Annotated in this window: 15 protein-coding genes, 1 tRNA gene and 1 other RNA gene; 11 read left to right on the top strand and 6 right to left on the bottom strand. The window is 69.2% G+C overall.

The annotated features are described in order from the left end of the window. Positions 1-35: 35 nt before the first annotated feature. Positions 36-2,762 carry a pyruvate dehydrogenase (acetyl-transferring), homodimeric type gene (aceE, locus tag ACK4SC_RS00555; protein ID WP_409613780.1) on the bottom strand — a complete coding sequence of 909 codons (2,727 nt, stop codon included), beginning with the start codon at positions 2,760-2,762 and terminating at the stop codon, positions 36-38. A 140-nt stretch (positions 2,763-2,902) separates the two neighbouring features. On the opposite strand from aceE, the gene ACK4SC_RS00560 reads away from it, so the two are divergent. From ACK4SC_RS00560 to ACK4SC_RS00570, 3 genes are all read left to right on the top strand, one after another. Next, positions 2,903-3,358: a peroxiredoxin gene (locus tag ACK4SC_RS00560; RefSeq protein WP_409614309.1), complete on the top strand. Its 456-nt coding sequence runs from the start codon at positions 2,903-2,905 to the stop codon at positions 3,356-3,358. An 85-nt stretch (positions 3,359-3,443) separates the two neighbouring features. Beyond that, positions 3,444-3,517: transfer RNA gene (locus ACK4SC_RS00565), tRNA-Val, on the top strand. A 51-nt stretch (positions 3,518-3,568) separates the two neighbouring features. After that, the gene (locus ACK4SC_RS00570) at positions 3,569-4,495 is read left to right on the top strand and encodes a hypothetical protein (RefSeq protein ID WP_409613783.1); all 927 of its coding nucleotides are present in this window, start codon (positions 3,569-3,571) and stop codon (positions 4,493-4,495) included. Positions 4,496-4,499: 4 nt separating this feature from the next. On the opposite strand, the gene ACK4SC_RS00575 is transcribed toward ACK4SC_RS00570, so the two are convergent. Then, a complete protein-coding gene (locus ACK4SC_RS00575; protein WP_409613785.1) occupies positions 4,500-4,877 on the bottom strand; it encodes a hypothetical protein in 378 nt (125 codons plus the stop codon). Positions 4,878-5,006: 129 nt separating this feature from the next. Between ACK4SC_RS00575 and ACK4SC_RS00580 the strand changes: the two genes are divergently transcribed. The 7 genes from ACK4SC_RS00580 to ACK4SC_RS00610 all read left to right on the top strand — a co-directional run bounded on the left by ACK4SC_RS00580 (position 5,007) and on the right by ACK4SC_RS00610 (position 12,321). Beyond that, entirely contained in the window at positions 5,007-5,906 is a 900-nt protein-coding gene (locus ACK4SC_RS00580) for a DMT family transporter (protein WP_409613788.1), read from the top strand. A gap of 10 nt (positions 5,907-5,916) precedes the next feature. Continuing rightward, positions 5,917-8,583, top strand: a complete 2,667-nt coding sequence (locus ACK4SC_RS00585; RefSeq protein WP_409613791.1) for a cytosine permease — start codon at positions 5,917-5,919, stop codon at positions 8,581-8,583. A gap of 44 nt (positions 8,584-8,627) precedes the next feature. Beyond that, a complete protein-coding gene (locus ACK4SC_RS00590) occupies positions 8,628-9,455 on the top strand; it encodes a Nif3-like dinuclear metal center hexameric protein (RefSeq protein ID WP_409613794.1) in 828 nt (275 codons plus the stop codon). A 35-nt stretch (positions 9,456-9,490) separates the two neighbouring features. Further along, positions 9,491-10,231, top strand: coding sequence for a zinc ribbon domain-containing protein (locus ACK4SC_RS00595; protein ID WP_409613796.1), 741 nt, complete (start codon positions 9,491-9,493; stop codon positions 10,229-10,231). Further along, entirely contained in the window at positions 10,228-10,650 is a 423-nt protein-coding gene (locus ACK4SC_RS00600) for a reverse transcriptase-like protein (protein ID WP_409613799.1), read from the top strand. The genes ACK4SC_RS00595 and ACK4SC_RS00600 overlap by 4 nt, the downstream gene beginning before the upstream one ends. Before the next feature lie 49 nt (positions 10,651-10,699). After that, an RNA gene (gene rnpB / locus ACK4SC_RS00605) (RNase P RNA component class A) lies at positions 10,700-11,083 on the top strand. Positions 11,084-11,313: 230 nt separating this feature from the next. Then, positions 11,314-12,321, top strand: a complete 1,008-nt coding sequence (locus ACK4SC_RS00610; RefSeq protein WP_409613802.1) for a fatty acid desaturase family protein — start codon at positions 11,314-11,316, stop codon at positions 12,319-12,321. 180 nt (positions 12,322-12,501) lie between these two features. On the opposite strand, the gene ppgK is transcribed toward ACK4SC_RS00610, so the two are convergent. Next, positions 12,502-13,248, bottom strand: coding sequence for a polyphosphate--glucose phosphotransferase (ppgK, locus tag ACK4SC_RS00615; protein WP_409613805.1), 747 nt, complete (start codon positions 13,246-13,248; stop codon positions 12,502-12,504). A 41-nt stretch (positions 13,249-13,289) separates the two neighbouring features. Beyond that, positions 13,290-14,156: a type I methionyl aminopeptidase gene (gene map, locus ACK4SC_RS00620; protein WP_409613807.1), complete on the bottom strand. Its 867-nt coding sequence runs from the start codon at positions 14,154-14,156 to the stop codon at positions 13,290-13,292. Between the two features lie 56 nt (positions 14,157-14,212). On the opposite strand from map, the gene ACK4SC_RS00625 reads away from it, so the two are divergent. Further along, on the top strand, positions 14,213-14,380 hold the full coding sequence (locus ACK4SC_RS00625) for a methionine aminopeptidase (protein WP_409613810.1): 168 nt from the start codon (positions 14,213-14,215) through the stop codon (positions 14,378-14,380). Positions 14,381-14,401: 21 nt separating this feature from the next. On the opposite strand, the gene panB is transcribed toward ACK4SC_RS00625, so the two are convergent. Continuing rightward, the gene (panB, locus tag ACK4SC_RS00630) at positions 14,402-15,247 is read right to left on the bottom strand and encodes a 3-methyl-2-oxobutanoate hydroxymethyltransferase (RefSeq protein WP_409613813.1); all 846 of its coding nucleotides are present in this window, start codon (positions 15,245-15,247) and stop codon (positions 14,402-14,404) included. 28 nt (positions 15,248-15,275) lie between these two features. Continuing rightward, positions 15,276-17,009, bottom strand: a complete 1,734-nt coding sequence (locus ACK4SC_RS00635; RefSeq protein WP_409613816.1) for an NAD+ synthase — start codon at positions 17,007-17,009, stop codon at positions 15,276-15,278. Positions 17,010-17,069: the final 60 nt, after the last annotated feature.

Genomic DNA, 17,069 nt, shown 5'->3' on the forward strand with positions numbered 1-17,069 from the left:
CCCCGTGATCAGGGACGGGGCACCGTGCCCGCTGTCTATGCGTCGCCGCCGGCGGAGCCGGTGGTGCCTGCCGTCACATCGTGCAGTCGGTACTGCTCGATTGCACGTGCCGGCGCCTGCGCGTCGACCACTCCGCGGCGGGCGAGCTGCTGCAGCGTGCGCACCACGATTGACGGGCTGTCGATCGTGAAGAAGCGCCGCGCCGCGGCCCGCGTGTCGCTGAAGCCGAAACCGTCTGCGCCGAGCGTCGCGTAGTCGCCGGGAACGAACGGGCGAATCTGGTCGGGAACCGCGTGCATGAAGTCACTGACCGCAACGAACGGGCCCTCGGAGCCCTGCAGCTTCTGCGTGACGTACGGAACGCGCTGCTCGGCCGTCGGGTTGAGGAAGTTGTGCTCGTCGGCGGCGAGGCCGTCGCGGCGCAGCTCCGTCCAGGAGGTGACGCTCCACACATCGGCGCTCACGCCCCAGTCGTCGGCGAGCAACTGCTGCGCCTCCAACGCCCAGGGCACACTGACGCCGGAGGCCAGGATCTGGGCCTTCGGTCCCGTGTGCTCGCCGCGCTTGAGCAGGTAGATGCCCTTCAGCAGTCCGTCGACGTCGAGGTTCTCGGGCTCGGCCGGCTGCGCGATCGGCTCGTTGTACACCGTGAGGTAGTACATGACGTTCGGGTCGGGGTGCGAGCCGCCGTACATGCGCTCAAGGCCGGCGCGCACGATGTGCCCGATCTCGTAGCCGAACGCGGGGTCGTACGTCACAACGGCCGGGTTCGTCGACGCCAGCAGCGGCGAATGGCCGTCCGCGTGCTGGAGGCCCTCACCGGTCAGGGTGGTGCGACCGGCGGTGGCGCCGATGATGAAGCCTCGCGCCATCTGGTCGGCGGCCGCCCACATGGCGTCGCCCGTGCGCTGGAAGCCGAACATCGAGTAGAAGACGTACACCGGAATCAGCGGCTGCTGGTGCGTGGCGTAGCTCGTGCCGATAGCCGTGAATGCGGCGAAGGCGCCGGCCTCGTTGATGCCCGTGTGGATGATCTGCCCCTGCGGGCTCTCCTTGTAGGCCAGCAGCAGCTCGCGGTCGACCGAGGTGTAGTGCTGACCCTTCGGGTTGTAGATCTTCGACGTCGGGAAGTAGGCGTCCATGCCGAAGGTGCGCGCCTCATCCGGGATGATCGGAACGATCCGGTCGCCGAAGTTCTTGTCACGCAACAGGTCCTTCAGCAGACGCGCGAACGCCATCGTCGTGGCGACGCCCTGCTTACCCGAGCCCTTCTTCACGACCCCGTACACGCTGTCGTCAGGGATCTGTACGTCGACGTACTTCGAGCGGCGCTCCGGCAGGTAGCCGCCGAGCGCGCGGCGACGCTCGTGCATGTACTGGATGGCCGGGTGGTCGTTGCCCGGGTGGTAGTACGGCGGACGGTACGGGTCCTCCTCGAGCTGGGCATCCGTGATCGGGATGCGCATTTCGTCGCGGAACTGCTTCAGGTTGTCGAGCGTGAGCTTCTTCATCTGGTGGGTCGCATTGCGTCCCTCGAAGCTCGGGCCGAGTCCATAGCCCTTGACCGTCTTCGCCAAGATAACCGTCGGCTGTCCCTTGTGCTCGACAGCGGCCTTGTACGCGGCGTAGACCTTGCGGTAGTCGTGGCCACCGCGCTTCAGGCGCCAGATGTCGTCGTCCGACATGTCGACAACCATCGCGGCGGTGCGCGGGTCACGACCGAAGAAGTTTTCGCGGATGAACGCGCCCGATTCGGCCTTGTACGTCTGGTAGTCGCCGTCGGGAGTGGCGTTCATGAGATCGCGCAGCGCGCTGTCGTGGTCCTTCTCCAGCAGGGCGTCCCACTCGCGGCCCCAAATGACCTTGATGACGTTCCAGCCGGCGCCACGGAAGAAGCTCTCCAGCTCCTGGATGATCTTGCCGTTGCCGCGCACCGGCCCATCGAGGCGCTGCAGGTTGCAGTTGATCACGAAGGTCAGGTTGTCGAGGCCGTCGTTGGCCGCCAGCTGAAGGGCGCCGCGGCTTTCGGGCTCGTCCATCTCGCCGTCGCCGAGGAAGGCCCACACGTGGCTCTCGCCGGCGTCCTTGAGGCCGCGGTTCGTCAGGTACTTGTTGGCCTGTGCCTGATAGATTGCGTTGATCGGGCCCAGTCCCATCGACACCGTCGGGAATTGCCAGTACGCCGGCATCAACCGCGGGTGCGGGTAGCTGGAGAGGCCACCGGCAGCGTGCGACTTCTCCTGGCGGAAGCCGTCGAGGTGCTCGGGGCCGAGGCGACCCTCGAGGAAGGAGCGGGCGTACATACCGGGGGAGGCGTGGCCCTGGTAGAAGATCTGGTCGCCGCCGTCGGGGTGGTCGGCAGCCTTGAAGAAGTGGTTGTGCCCCACCTCGTACAGCGCGGCGCTGGAGGCGTAGGTCGAGATGTGACCGCCCACGGCGATGTCTGGGCGCTGGGCGCGGTGCACCGTGATGGCGGCGTTCCACCGGATCCAGCGACGGTACTCGCGTTCGAGCTCCTCATCGCCCGGGAACTCCGGCTCGTTCTCCGACGCGATCGTGTTCAGGTAGTCGGTCGTCGGCACCATCGGAACACCGAGGTGCAGCTCTTTCGACCGCTTCAGCAGGCTCAGCATGATCTCGCGGCCACGCTGGTGGCCACGCTCAGCGACGAGGGCGGAGAGCGATTCGCTCCACTCGGCGGTCTCTTCCGGATCGGCGTCCATCGCCTCGACTGAATACGGATCCTGGTCGTTGACCGTCACCCTGAACCTCTTCCTGGTGGTAGACAAAAGAGTGCGTTGCGGCGCGCCGCGCCGTCGGTGTGCGACGTGGGCATGCCGGCAACCCCCCGAGTCTAGTCACTGTCGCGAAGGAGCTTTGTGTGAGTGCGACAACTGAGCCGATGCCCGCGATCGGCTCTCTCGCCCCCGATTTCACGCTGCGCGACCAATGGGGCGCCGCCGTGACCCTCAGCAGCTTTCGCGGAGTTTCCCCGGTGGCGCTCGTGTTCTTTCCGCTCGCCTTTACCGGCACGTGCACGGGGGAATTGTGCGAGCTGCGCGACAACATCGGGCTGTTTGCCGATGCGGGGGTGCAGCTCGTCGGCATCTCGGTCGATTCCACAGCGACCCTGCGCGAGTTCGCCGACCGCGAGGGCTTCACGTTTCCACTTCTGAGCGACTTCTGGCCCCACGGTGCCGTCGCCCGCGCCTACGGCGCCTTCGTGGAGGAGCGCGGCTTCGCCACCCGCGCCACCGTCGTTGTCAACAATTCAGGACGAGTGCACGCGGCGTTCGCCACCTCTCCCGGCGAAGCCCGCGATCTCGCGGCCTACCGGAAGGCGATCGCCGAGCTGTGAGGCGTTTGTCCTGAATTGTCGACACGGAAGGGGCGAGCGTCGGTCCTGAGGTGTCGGCGCGGGGCGGGTAGGGTGAGAGGCGCACGGGCTCTTAGCTCAGTTGGTTAGAGCGCCACGTTTACACCGTGGATGTCGGGGGTTCGAATCCCTCAGGGCCCACCGCTGTCAGATGCACGCCCCCGTGTCGGGGGTCGCTTCTACTGTCGCGGTGTGCCGCGACCAGTCCATGAGTGGTGGGCCCGCCGCCAGTGGGCGACCGGGCGAGCCGAGCCGTACCCCATCGGCCGGTTTCGCGATGCCTGGGCCCCGTACCTCCCGCTCGTCGCCCAGTTCCGGCCCGAGCGCAATGCCGAGCTGTTGCTGTCGCAGATCCCTCCCGCGGCCGACGTCTACCTGGTGTGGGTGTGCGCGATCGGGCACGACTTCGTGGCGACTCCCGCCGAACAGCGTGCCCGGCCGGGCGCGCGGCATGCGCGCGGCGATTGGTGTCCCGTCTGCGCGACGCCGTCCGCTGCCCCCACCGCGGCCCGACGCTATCCGCGTCCCGAGCCGACCGCAGCAGCAGCCCCCGCAGACGACGGGCCGCTCGCCCCGCTACACGGGCGCGTCCGATCCGTGCGCGCCCTCCGGTCGGTGGGCGACCCAGTGCGCCCCCGACGGGCCGCCGATCCGCGCCCCACGCGGCCGGGCACGGCGTTCGTTTCCGCCCACGCCTCCTCGGCGACCTCGGGCGCTCAAGAGCGGCTGCGCGCGCTCGTCGGCGAGCGCCTGGCGTGCGACCTCTCGTCGACGGCCGTCAGCGTGGCTCAGCCGTTCCACGGGCGCTTCGAGGTGTGGCCCGACCTGATCCTCCCGGAGCTGGCCGTCGCCGTCGAGTACGACACGGTCGGCCGCGCCGGAGACGAACACGTCGGGCGTCGGGAGCGATCCGACCGGCGAAAAGACGCGCTGCTGCGCGCCGTTGGGTGGGAGGTGGTGCGGCTCCGGCATGCGCCCCTGCGGCCGCTCGGGCCGCACGACCTCGTCGTGACGGGCGTGACTGCCCGAGCGGTCGACGCGCTCGTTGATCGTCTCGGCGAGATCCGTGGTGCGCTCTTCGTTGGCGCCTACGACCGACGCGCCGAATCGGGCGCGTGACCGATCAGAGGCCGGCGAAGAGGGCGAGGACGAGCGCCACGAAGACCACGATGAAGACGGCGGGCGTGACGAAGCGCACGACGTTCACGCCCCAGCCCATTGCGACGATCCGCGTGGCAACCGCGCTGGGCGCCTCGAGCTGGCGCAAGCCGTCCACGACCCCGGCACCCTCGGTCGCCGCCGCATACTGCGCTGCGGCACCGAGAATCCCCGATGCCAACAGGATGCCCGTTGCGGCCAGGCGCACGGCGAGCGACGTCTCGGCGAGACCGTCGACGAGCATCCAGACGGTGAACGCCAACAGCAGGGTGGGCGCGATCTGGGACACGATGATGTGCCACCGCGTCGTGTTCCACTGACGGATCAGGTCGGTCTCGCTCATGCGGGCTCCTCGGCATCGGGAATGGGCGCGGGCCGCGCCCGAACGCTCGTCAGTCTCGCACCCTTTGCTGCGTGGATACGATGGCCCCACACCCGTGTCGTGCACGGGCCTCACCCCCTCGGAGCCGCCGTGATTCTCGCCGTCTGGGCCGTCGTGATTGCCTCAGCGCTGTGGGGCACCACAGGCACCGCCGCCACCTTCCTGTCGAGCGACGTCAGCCCACTGGCGACCGGCTCGGCCACGATGGCCATCGGCGGTGCGCTGCTCTTTGCGATCGCGGCGCGTCCGGCAGCGCGCGCGATCGCCGACCCGCGGACTCGACGCTGGCTGTTGGTCGGCGCGATCGGCGTTGTGATCTATCCGCTGGCCTTTTACAGCTCGATGTCCCTCGCCGGCGTCGCGATTGGCAACGTCGTGTCGCTCGGCTCTGGTCCGCTGTTCGCCGCGCTGCTGGAATGGCGCGTCAGCCGGCGACCCCTCACCAGGCAGTGGATGCTCGCGGCCGCGATCGCGATCAGCGGCGTCGTCATGCTCGCCGCCGGTGGCCACGGCGCCGACTCTCCGGTGAACCCTGACGAGGTGCCGATCGGGGTGGCCGTGGGCTTGCTCGCGGGCGCGTCCTATGCGCTGTACACCTTCACGTCGGCGGAGGTCATCGCGCGCGGCCATTCCAGTCGCGCGACGATGGGCGCGGTGTTCGGCCTCGGCGCGATTCCGCTCGCCGTGGTGCTCGCGGTGACCGGCGCCCCGCTCGTGCAGTCGATCTCAAACGTGTCGATCATCACGTACCTCGCCCTCGGCCCGATGTTTCTGGCCTATGTGCTCTTCGGGATCGGGCTGCGGCGTCTGCGCAGCTCGGTGGTCACGGTCATCACCCTCTTGGAGCCGCTCATGGCGACCCTCCTGGCCGTCGCCATCGTGGGGGAGCGACTGGACCCCCTCGGATGGGCGGGTCTGGCCGTGATTTTGCTCGGCGTAACCCTGCTTTCCCCGGCCCGTCGCCCGCGTTTGCGCGCTCCGCGCACCTAACATCGGGGCCATGGTCGACAGCCCCGCGTCCACTCCCGACGACGCTGACTCTGTGCTGCCCCCGGGGCCGCGCCGCTCGACCTACACGCCCCCGCCGACGCCCGCGCCCGAGGAGGCCGATCCGCTGGCGGACGCCATCGCCGCGGAGTACCGCGCGTGGGTTCCCGTGAGCCGTCAGCCGGAGCCGCCGGCACCCTCGGGCGGCGTGAGCAATCCGGTGACGCCCCCCGAGAACCCGCTCGCGGGGCTGAGCTCGCCCGAGGCGGCACCCTTCGGCCCGTCCATTCCGCCCCCACCGGCGCGCGCGTCGCTCACCGATGACGACCTGGTCGCGGTGCTTGACCCCGATCGTGCGGGAGGCAACACCGGGGCACTCATCGACCTGTTCGAGGAGCAGCTCACGCTTCGCCAGAAAGAGCTTCGCCAGCTTGACGAGTGGGAAGAGCAGGTGCGTCGCTCCGGCGTCGACAGCGCCGACGAGATCGTCGCCTCGGTGCGCTCTGCGTACACGGGCGTGATCGACGTGATCGCGCCGGAAGCGGATGCGCCGAGCGCGTCGTCAGCGTTGTCCCTTTCGCCCGGGTCTCCCGCATCATCCGGGCCGCCCGCCTCGCCGGCCGCGCCGCCGCTGGCTCCCGCACCCAGTGAGGTCGTCTCGGCCGACAGCGCTCCCACGGCGCCGGGAGCGGTCGTCGCCCCCGCCATCGACCCGGCGACACTGACGCCCCACGAGCTGTCGAGCGCGCTCGCGGATGCCCCACCGCCCGACACGGCGCAGCGCACGGTCGCGACGCCGCCGGACGACTCCGTCACCGATGGCGCGCCGGTTCCGCCGCCGCTCGTCGAACCGCACATGCCCGACGAGCCCCGCGATCCGCTCGCGCAGGCCTCCGATTGGGATGCACTACTCGCTCCGGTCACGGAGGCCCCCTCCGCGTCGCCCGAGCCGCCGGCACCGTTCACGCTGACGCCCACGTCTCCTGCCGCCGCGGCGGAGGAGGCACCGATGGTGGTGCCGCCCGTCGAGGCCGCAGCGCCGGCCGAGCTGACGCCCGACGTCGAACCTCCGGGGGATTCTGCGTCGCCCGACGCGTCCGACCCCCCGCCCGCGACGGCGGCCCCGCTGTACGAGGCTCCCGCCCCGGCGCCTGCTCCGACGCCCGCAGCGGCGCCGCCAGCGAGCGCAGCCCACCCGCCGCTGCCGAGTGCCGACGAGACTCCGGCTCGCGGGCCCCGCGCCTTTGCGCTCGAGCAGAGCGCGCTCGAGCCGACCCCCGCCGCGTTGCGAGCCGGCCGCGCCGTGCGCCTGTTCTGGCTCTGGTTCGCCGTGAACGCGTCGGTCGTGACGGTCGCCCTGGGCGCCCTGCTCATCGCCGATGGCGCGAGCCTCCGGCAGGCCGTGCTCGCCGCACTGGGTGGTGTTGCACTGTCGTCGTTCCTGCTCGGGGTGATCACGCGTACCGGCCGCTGGAGTGGGCAGCCCACCATCGTTGTCGCCCGCGCCACGTTCGGCACGGTCGGTAACGCGATTCCCGCGGTCGTTGCCGTCCTCGTTCGCGTGGTGTGGGCATCCGCCCTGCTGTTTGTGCTGGGCATCGGCGTGGCCGAGGTGCTCGTCGAAGCCCAGCTCGACGGCGGACTGGGTAAGCCCGTGATCGCCGCGATCGTCGCCGCGATCGGCTTCGTTCTCGCGGCGACCACCGCTCTGCTCGGTTTCGGTCTCATCGCGCGGCTCGGAGCCGTCATCGCGCCGCTGGCCGGCGTCCTCGTCGTCGGACTCATCGTCCTGACGGCTCCGCGCGTCGACCTGGGCGCGGCGCTTGGGATTCCCGACGGCTCATGGGCGCTGCTCGTCGGTGGATCTGTGCTGATCCTCAGCGCGATTGGCCTCGCCTGGGTGAGTAGCGGCGGTGACCTCGTCCGCTACCAGGCCGCCGGATCGTCGGGAACGGCTGCCGCACTGTGGACAGGAATCGGCGTGGCACTACCCGCGTTCCTGCTGGTCGGCTGGGGTGCCGTTTTGGCCGCCTCCAGCCCGCTCCTGCTCGACGGGCTCGTGACGAACCCGGTCGACACCCTCGCCCGGCTGCTGCCGCTCTGGTACCCGGTGCCACTCGCCCTCGCTGTCGGGCTGAGCCTGATCACCGGGGCCGCCTTCAGTCTGTATTCGGGAGGTTTCGCCGTTCTCACCCTCGGCGCTCCGGCGCCGCGCTGGCTGGGCGTGCTGATCGCGGCGGTGGTGAGTGCGGTCGTGCTTGTGGGTCTTCTCATCGCCGGCGGGGGAGTCGACGGTCTGCTCCGTGATGTCTTGATCGTGCTCGCCGTGCCCGTCGCCGCGTGGGCCGGAATCCTCGGCACCGAGACCCTGCTGCGCCGCCGTCGCGTGCACGCGCCGTCCCTCTTGCAGCCGGGCGGCGTGTACCCCAGCGTTCGTTGGACACCCCTGGTCGGATTCTTCGTCGCCTCAGGTCTCGGGCTCGGGTTCATCGACACGGCCAGCCCCGCGCTCGGCTGGACCGGCTACCTGTGGCCGCTGCTTCCCCTTCCCGCGGACAGCGCGTGGCTCGCGTCAGACGCCGGGGTCGTGCTCGCACTGCTCGTGGGCGCACTCGTCGCCGTGGCGAGCGTGCCGGGTCTGCGACGGCTGCACGATGCCGAGGCCAGCGCCGCGGCGTGAGCGACCACCGTCTGCCGTCCGGCCGTCCTCCTAGACTGACCCACATGCCCGTGACCCTCCGCGACGTCTGCTCTGTGCTGGAGCGGCGGTTTCCCCTCGAGGGGGCCGAGTCGTGGGACGCGCCCGGGCTGGTCGTCGGCGACCCCGATCAGCCGGTCACGCGCATCCACATTGCTGTTGACGCGGTCGCCGCGACGATTGATGAGGCGATCCGCATCGGGGCCGAGCTGTTGCTCGTGCACCACCCGCTGCTCTTGCGCGGCGTGACCTCGGTCGCCGAATCGACGGCGAAGGGCGCGCTGATTGCGCGATTGATCCGATCAGGATGCGCGCTGTACGCCGCCCACACGAACGCCGACGTCGTCGAGACGGGGACAAGCGCGCGGCTCGCCGACGCGATCGGCATGGTGGACACGGTTCCGATCGTGCCGGGCACTGGGGCTCACGGGCTCGGCCGCGTCGGTTCGCTGCCCGAGCCGCTCACCCTCGCTCAGCTCGCGCAGCGCGTCGCCGACGTTCTGCCGCCGACGGTCGGGGGTGTCCGGTTCGCCGGCGACCCTGACCGCGTCGTGCGTCGGATCGCCGTCTGCGGCGGCGCGGGAGACTCACTGCTGGCGGAATCGGCGGTGCGCCAGTCAGACGTCTACATCACCTCCGATCTTCGCCACCACCCGGCGAGCGAAGCGCTCGAGTCGGCTGCCGTCTCCGGCGGTCCCGCCCTCATCGATACGGCGCACTGGGCCAGCGAGTCCCTCTGGCTCGATGCCGTCGCTGACGAACTGCGCGCAGATGTGCCCGGCCTCACGGTGACCGTCAGCCGACTGTCGACCGATCCCTGGACGGGTGTCGTGCATCCCGCGTCCTCCTCCTAACACCACCACCGACCCCAGGAAGGCCCGCTACCCGCATGGCTCTCACCGCTCCTCCCGAGGCTCAGGCGCTTCTGCTCGATCTGCAGCGCATCGACACCGAGCTGCAGCGCATCGCGCACCGGGCGCGCACCCTGCCCGAACAGGCCAGGCTCGACGAGCTCACCGCGCTCAGCCCCTCGGTTCGCGAGGCGCTAGTCGAACGCGAGAACGCTCTCGATGACGCCCGACTCGAGCTGTCGCGCGTCGAGTCTGACGTCGAGCTGGTCGAGAAGCGCATCGCCCGCGACGAGGGGCTCGTGCAGCAGAGTTCGTCGGTGAAAGATATCGCGGGTCTCGAGCACGAGGTGGCGTCACTGAAGACGCGCCTGGCCGACCTCGAAGAGATCGAGCTCGCCATCATGGAAAAGGTCGAAACGCTCGAGTCTGAGGTCGCTGATGCTCGCTCGGCCCTGGCAGCGCACGAGACGGCGGTGGCGGCCGCGACCCAGGCCCGCGACGAGGCGCTCGGCACCCTTGCGCGCGATCGCGACAACCAGAGCGCCGACCGGGCCGATGTCGCCGGGCGCATCCCCGCAGACCTGCTTGCCCTCTATGAGAAGCAGCGCGAACGCTACGGCGTCGGCGCCTCGCACCTGCGGGCACGCATCTCCAGCGCGAGCGGCGTGGAGTTGACCGGAAACGACCTGGCCGCCGTTCGCGCGGCAGCACCCGACGCCGTGATCCTCTGCCCCGACTCCAACGCCATCCTCGTTCGCACCGCGGAGTCGGGACTGTGACGCGCGAGCTCGTCGTCGAGGCCGACGGCGGCTCGCGCGGCAACCCCGGCCCCGCAGCCGGGGGAGCGGTCGTCATCGACCCGCTCTCGGGCGAGGTCCTCGCCGAACTCGGCATCTGGGTGGGCACCGCGAGCAACAACGTCGCTGAGTACCGCGGCATGATCGAGGGTGTGCGCGCCGCGATCGCGCTCGATCCGAGCGCCGAGCTCACGGTGCGCATGGATTCGAAGCTCGTGGTCGAGCAGATGATGGGTCGCTGGAAGATCAAGCACCCAGCGATGGCTGAGCTCGCCGCTGAGGCGCGCGAGGTGCTCACCGGAACGCCGGTGCGCTTCGAGTGGATTCCCCGCGAGCAGAATGCGCGCGCCGACGCCTGCGCGAATCAGGCGATGGATGCGCGCAGTTCGTTCCGTCGCTGACCCGCGCCCCGCGCATCCGCGCATCGAGGCGATAGCCTGGATGGGCAAGTGGGTCGGCCAGACGGCCGCGTCGGATGCACGCCCCGAGCAATCGGGGAACGGCACCGCCGAGGAACGTCCGGGCTCCGCAGAGCAGGGCGGTGGGTAACACCCACCCGGAGCAATCCGCGAGAAAGTGCAACAGAAAGCAGACCGCCTCCGGCTTCGGCCGGCGGTAAGGGTGAAACGGTGGTGTAAGAGACCACCAGGGCCTCGGGTGACCGGGGCCGCTGGGTAAACCTCGCCCGGAGCTAGATCAGACAGGCACCGGTGACGCTGCTCGCCGAGGTGCCGGGTAGATCGCTAGAGGGTGTCGGCAACGCCACCCCGAGACAGATGGCCGTCACCCGGGGCAACCCGGGGACAGAACCCGGCGTATCGGCCGACCCACTTGCCCCCGGCGCGACACGCCGCCAGCCCCGGCCATATCCCTGTTCGGGCATGGTGGGGCGCGTAGCGTGGAGACCATCTACCGGGCGCTTGCTCGATCACCATGACGGCTGGGAAGTCGCGTCCCGACACCCCGAGAGCCGTATGTCTACCGTTTCTTCGCTCGGCCCCGTTCGGCCGACCTCCGCCCGTCCGACCGACTACGTACATCCGACCAGTACGTACTCCGCGCTGATGCGCACGGTCCGTGACGGTGGCCTCCTGCGCCGCCGCACGGGTTTCTACTACGCCGTCTTCGGCGGGCTCGCGCTCGCGCTCGGCGGGGCCGTCACCGGCTTCGTGCTGCTCGGCGACAGCTGGTTCCAGCTGCTCATCGCCGCGGCGCTCGGCCTGATCCTCACGCAGATCGCCTTCGTGACCCACGAAGCGGCCCACCGTCAGATTTGGGAGTCCGGGAAGGTGAACGACCGCGTGGGCCGCATCCTTGCTGCCGGCGTGGTGGGCATCAGCTACCACTGGTGGATGCACAAGCACTCCCGCCACCATGCCAAGCCGAACCAGCGTGGTGCCGACCCCGACATCGAACCCGACACGATCGTGTTCACACCGGAAGACGCGAGCAAGCACACCGGGTTCCTGGCGCTGATCACGCGTAAGCAGGGGTACCTGTTCTTCCCGCTGCTGACCCTAGAGGGCCTCAACCTGCACGTGCAGGGGGTGCGTTCGCTGTTGCAGAAGGGTCGCATCGAAGGGCGTGCGCTCGAGTTGACGTTGATCGCCCTGCGCCTCAGCCTGTACGTTGCCGTGCTCTTCTGGGCGCTGCCGATCGGCATGGCGTTCGCGTTCCTCGGCGTGCAGCTGGCCGTCTTCGGCGTCTACATGGGCGCAAGCTTTGCCCCGAACCACAAGGGCATGCCGATTCTGCCGGCAGACAGCCCGCTCGACTTCTTGAGCCGCCAGATCATCACCTCGCGCAACATTCGCGGCGGCTGGTGGGCGACGGTGCTGTTCGGAGGGCTGAACCACCAGGTCGAGCACCACCTCTTCCCGAACATGCCGCGGCCGGCGCTCGCGCGCGCTCGTGAGATCACCCGCGAGTACGCGAATCAGCTGGGCATTCCGTACACCGAGGCCGGCGTTATCGAGTCGTACGGGATCGTGATCCGATACCTCAACGAGGTCGGGTTGAACGCGCGTGACCCGTTCGACTGCCCGCTGGTGAACCGGTTCCGAACGACCTGATCAGCAACGATTCTTCAGGAGGTCTCCGCCATACTGGGTGTGAGGCTCCCGTTGAAAGGATCGCGATGACGCAGCGACTCATCATGGCCGTTTCCGTGCTCTCCGCGGTGGTGATCGCGGCGGTCTTCATCTGGTACGTCGTCGTCAACTACGTCCTGGTCTAGCGCGGCAGGTCGCCGCTCAGCCGTGTCGGTGGGCGAGAGCCGCCGCGCCCATGAGCCCGGCGTTGTTGCGCAGGGTGGCCGGCACGATCGGCGTGCGCAGGCGAAGCAGCGGCAGAAACTCCTCGTGGTGCTTCGAGACCCCACCGCCGACGACGAACAGGTCCGGTGAGAACAGAAACTCGACGTGGGAGTAGAAGCGCTGCAGTCGCTCCGCCCACACGGCGAAGCTGAGCTCATCGCGTTCGCGGATGGAGTTTGCCGCCCAGGTCTCGACATCGGCGCCATCGAGCTCGAGGTGCCCGAGTTCGGTGTTGGGAACGAGAACCCCGTTGTAGATGAACGCTGAGCCGATGCCGGTGCCGAGTGTCGTCACGATGGTCAGCCCCGGCTGCCCTGCGGCAGCGCCGTAGCGCGCCTCCGCGTACCCGGCCGCGTCCGCATCGTTGACGAAGTGAATATCTCGCCCGAGCGCGTCGGCAAACAGTCGGTCAGCGTTCAGACCGATCCACTCGTCTGAGACGTTCGCCGCCGACATGGTGTGGCCGTCCAGCACGATGGCGGGGAAGCACACACCCACCGAGTCGAGCGCTTCGGCGCCCAACTCATCGGCGATCTCGGCAACGGTCGCCACAACGTCAGCGGGGCGGCCGCCGGCCGGTGTCGCGCGCTTGACCCGCTCGCTCACCAATTCTCCCGAGTCGAGGTCGACGAGCGCGCCCTTGATGCCGGTGCCGCCGATGTCGATTCCGATTGCCTGGGTCATGGGTGTCGTCGTCTCTTCTCAGCGATCCGGGGAAGGCCGCATCACGGCAGTGTCAGAATTTCGGCGCCGCGCTCGGTCACCACCAGCGTGTGCTCGAACTGGGCGCTGTACTTCTTGTCTTTCGTGGTCACCGTCCACTCATCGGCCCACATGTCCCACTCGTGGGTGCCGAGGGTCAGCATGGGTTCAATCGTGAACACCATGCCGGGTTGGATGACCTGGTCGTACAGCGGGGCGGCGTCGTAGTGGGGAATCACGAGCCCCGTGTGGAAGGAGGTGCCGACGCCGTGCCCGGTGAAGTCGCGCACGACGCCGTACCCGAAGCGCTTTGCGTACGCCTCGATGGCCCGTCCGATCACGTTGATGGGGCGGCCGGGAGCAACGGCCTTGATGCCGCGACGCAGGGCCTCCTCGGTGCGTTCCACGAGCATCCGCGCCTCGTCGTCGACCGCGCCGGCGAGGAACGTCTTGTTCAGGTCGCCGTGCACGCCGTCTTTGTACGCGGTGATGTCAATGTTGACGATGTCGCCCTCGGCAATCACCGTGTCGTCGGGGATGCCGTGACAGATGACCTCGTTGAGGCTCGTGCAGCACGACTTGGGGAATCCGCGGTAGCCGAGGGTCGACGGATACGCGCCGTGGTCGGTCACGTACTCGTGGGCGATGCGGTCGAGCTCGTCGGTCGTGACGCCCGGACGGATCGCGCGGCCGACCTCCTCGACGGCGCCCGCGGCGATGCGACCGGCGGCCCGGATGCGCTCGATCGTCTCGGCGTCGTAGACATCGCCCCCGACGTGCTCGGGAGGCGCGGCCTTCCCAACGTACGGAGGCTTCGGGATGCTCGGGGGAACGGCGCGGGTGGGGGATACTCGCCCCGGAATCAGGCGGCCAGAATCGTCGCGGGGCATAGGCTCGAGTCTATCGAGCGCCGGGGATGGCCCCGGGCGCGGGTGAGGAGGACACCATGGCCTGGTGGTACAACCACCGCACCGGCGAGGTCGAGGAGGGCCCGAAGTCGCTCGGAAGCGACCGCTACGGCCCGTTCGATACGCGCGAGGAGGCGGAACGTGCTCCGCAGAGGCTTCGCCAGCGCGCGGACGACTGGGAGGCCGAGGAGCGCGAGAACGACTGACGTCGCGCCACCGCCCCGGCGCTACTCGCGCTCGCGGTGCGCCTTCTCGGCCGTCTCGTCGCTGTAGCTGTGGGCCGCGTCGGGGTACGCGCCCGACTCCACGTCGGCTTTGAAGGCAGTCGCCGCGTCAAACAGCACGTCGCGGAGGTTCGCGTACTGCTTCACGAACTTGGGGATGCGGCCGCTCGTGAGCCCCGCCCAGTCGGTCCAGACGACGAGCTGGCCGTCGCAGTGAGGGCCGGCTCCGACACTGATCGTCGGGATGCTCAGCTCGGCCGTCACGCGCGCGGCGGCTTCTGCGGGCACCATCTCGAGCACGACGGCAAACGCTCCGGCCTCCTCGACGGCCTTGGCGTCGGCGAGCAGTTGGTCGGCGGCGGTACCTCGACCCTGGATGACGTGACCGCCAAGACCGTGCTCGGATTGCGGCGTGAAGCCGACGTGCCCCATGACGGGGATGCCCGCCGAGACGATGCGACGGATCTGCTCGGCCGAGCGCACGCCGCCCTCCAGCTTCACAGCGTGGGCGCCCGTCTCCTTCATGAACCGAAACGCGGTGTGCAGGGCCTCGTCCGGCCCCGTCTCGTACGAGCCGAACGGCATGTCGGCGACGACGAGCGCGCGCTTCACGCCCCGCACAACGCCGCGCGTGAGCGGAATCAGGTCGTCGATCGTGACGGGGAGGGTCGTGTCGTAGCCGAGCACGGTGTTGCCGGCCGAGTCGCCGACGAGCAGAAAATCGATTCCCGCCTCATCGAAAATCTGGGCCGTCAGCACGTCGTACGACGTGAGCCCGGTAATGGTGATGCCCTCCTGCTTCGCGCGGGCGAAGTGGCGGGTGCGGACGCGCTTCGGTGCTTCGGCCATGCAGCGAGCCTACTCGCGGCCGCCCCGATCAGTCGGTGGGTCTGTAGGTAATCGGCAGTCGGCGGTCTCGGCCGAACGCGATCGCCGAGATCTTGGGGCCGATCGCGCCCTGGCGCCGTTTCCACTCGGCACGGTCAACGAGCCCGGTGACGAACTCGACCGTCTCGCGGTCGTAGCCGAGCGCGACGATGTCGTCTTTGCCGAGCAGTTGCGAGATGTAGTGCTCGAGAATGGCATCGAGCAGCTCGTACGGCGGCAGCGAGTCTTGGTCGGTCTGGTCGGGCCGCAGTTCGGCGCTCGGCGGCTTCTCAATCGAGCCCACCGGAATCGGCGGGGTCTCGCCACGCGTGCGAGCGTGGTCGTTTCGCCACCGAGCGAGCTCCCACACCAGCAACTTCGGCACGTCCTTGATGGGGGCGAACCCGCCCACCGAGTCTCCGTAGATCGTCGAGTAGCCGACCGCGAGCTCGGTCTTGTTGCCGGTCGTCAACACGAGGTGGCCGTGCATGTTCGACAGCCCCATGAGAATGACCCCGCGGATGCGCGCCTGCAGGTTCTCGGCGGCTACCCCGTCGAGCGCCAACTGGCTCTCGACCGGGTGGACGAGGTCGGCGATCGGCTCAACCGAATAGTGGATGCCCGTGGCGGCGGCCAGCAGGTCGGCATCGCTTCTCGAGTGCTCACTTGAGTATTTGCTCGGCATCGACACGCCGTACACGCGATCGGGCCCGAGGGCGTCGACGGCGATCGCGGCGCACACGGCCGAATCGATTCCCCCCGAGAGTCCGAGCGTGACGGAACGGAAGCCGTTCTTGTCGACGTAATCGCGAAGGCCCGTGACCAGCGCGTTCCAGAGTTGTTCTCGGTCGTCGGGGAGTGTCGCGATATCGGTGGGGAGGGGGGAACGGTCTCGGCTCTCACTCGCGGGTAGCTCGACGCGGTGCACGCCAGCCGGTGCGGGATGGTCACCCGCCTCGTCGGCGTCGACATCGACGATGAGCAGGTGCTCGTCGAACTGCGGTGCACGGGCGAGGATGCGCCCCGAGCCGTCGACGACGACGCTGTCACCGTCGAACACGAGATCGTCTTGCCCGCCCACGATGTTGACGTAGGCGACGATCGTGTCGGTCTCGGTGGCGCGACGGGTCACGAGCGGCAGGCGCACCTCGTCTTTGTCGCGCTCGAACGGGGAGGCGTTCAACACGAGCAACACGCCGGCGTCGGACTCGAGCACTCGGCCGACCGGACCGCCGTCGCGCCACAGGTCTTCGCAGACGATGACCGCGGCGTCGACGCCGCCGATGCGCAGCACGAGCAGCTCGTCGCCGGGAATGAACACCCGGTACTCGTCGAACACCGAGTAGTTCGGCAGGTGGTGCTTGGCGTACCGGGCGACGACGGTGCCGCCCTGCAGCACACTCGCGCAGTTCTGCGCGATCGCGGTGGGAGCGTTCGAACTGCCGAGAGCGCGCGGCTCGAACGGACCGTCGGGGTGACCGACGATGACGGCGAGGGAACCGAGACCACGCGCATCCAGTTCGCGGGCGAGCTCTTCGACGGCGCGCCGCGACGCGGCGAGAAATGACGGCCGTGACGCGAGGTCTTCGATCGGGTAGCCCGACAGTGCCATCTCGCCGGTGACCAGCAGGTCGGCCCCGGCAGCGTGGGCGGCGACGGTGGCGTCGAGGATGCGACGGGCGTTGCCCGACAGGTCGCCGACCACCGGGTTCGTCTGGGCGAGGGCGACGCGCAGTCGAGGCATACGCAGTAGCCTAATGGCGGGCCCGTGACCTGTTGCCGAGAGGCGCACACGGGGCCCACA

The organism is Microcella sp. (assembly GCF_046293215.1).
Classification (GTDB): Bacteria; Actinomycetota; Actinomycetes; order Actinomycetales; family Microbacteriaceae; genus Microcella.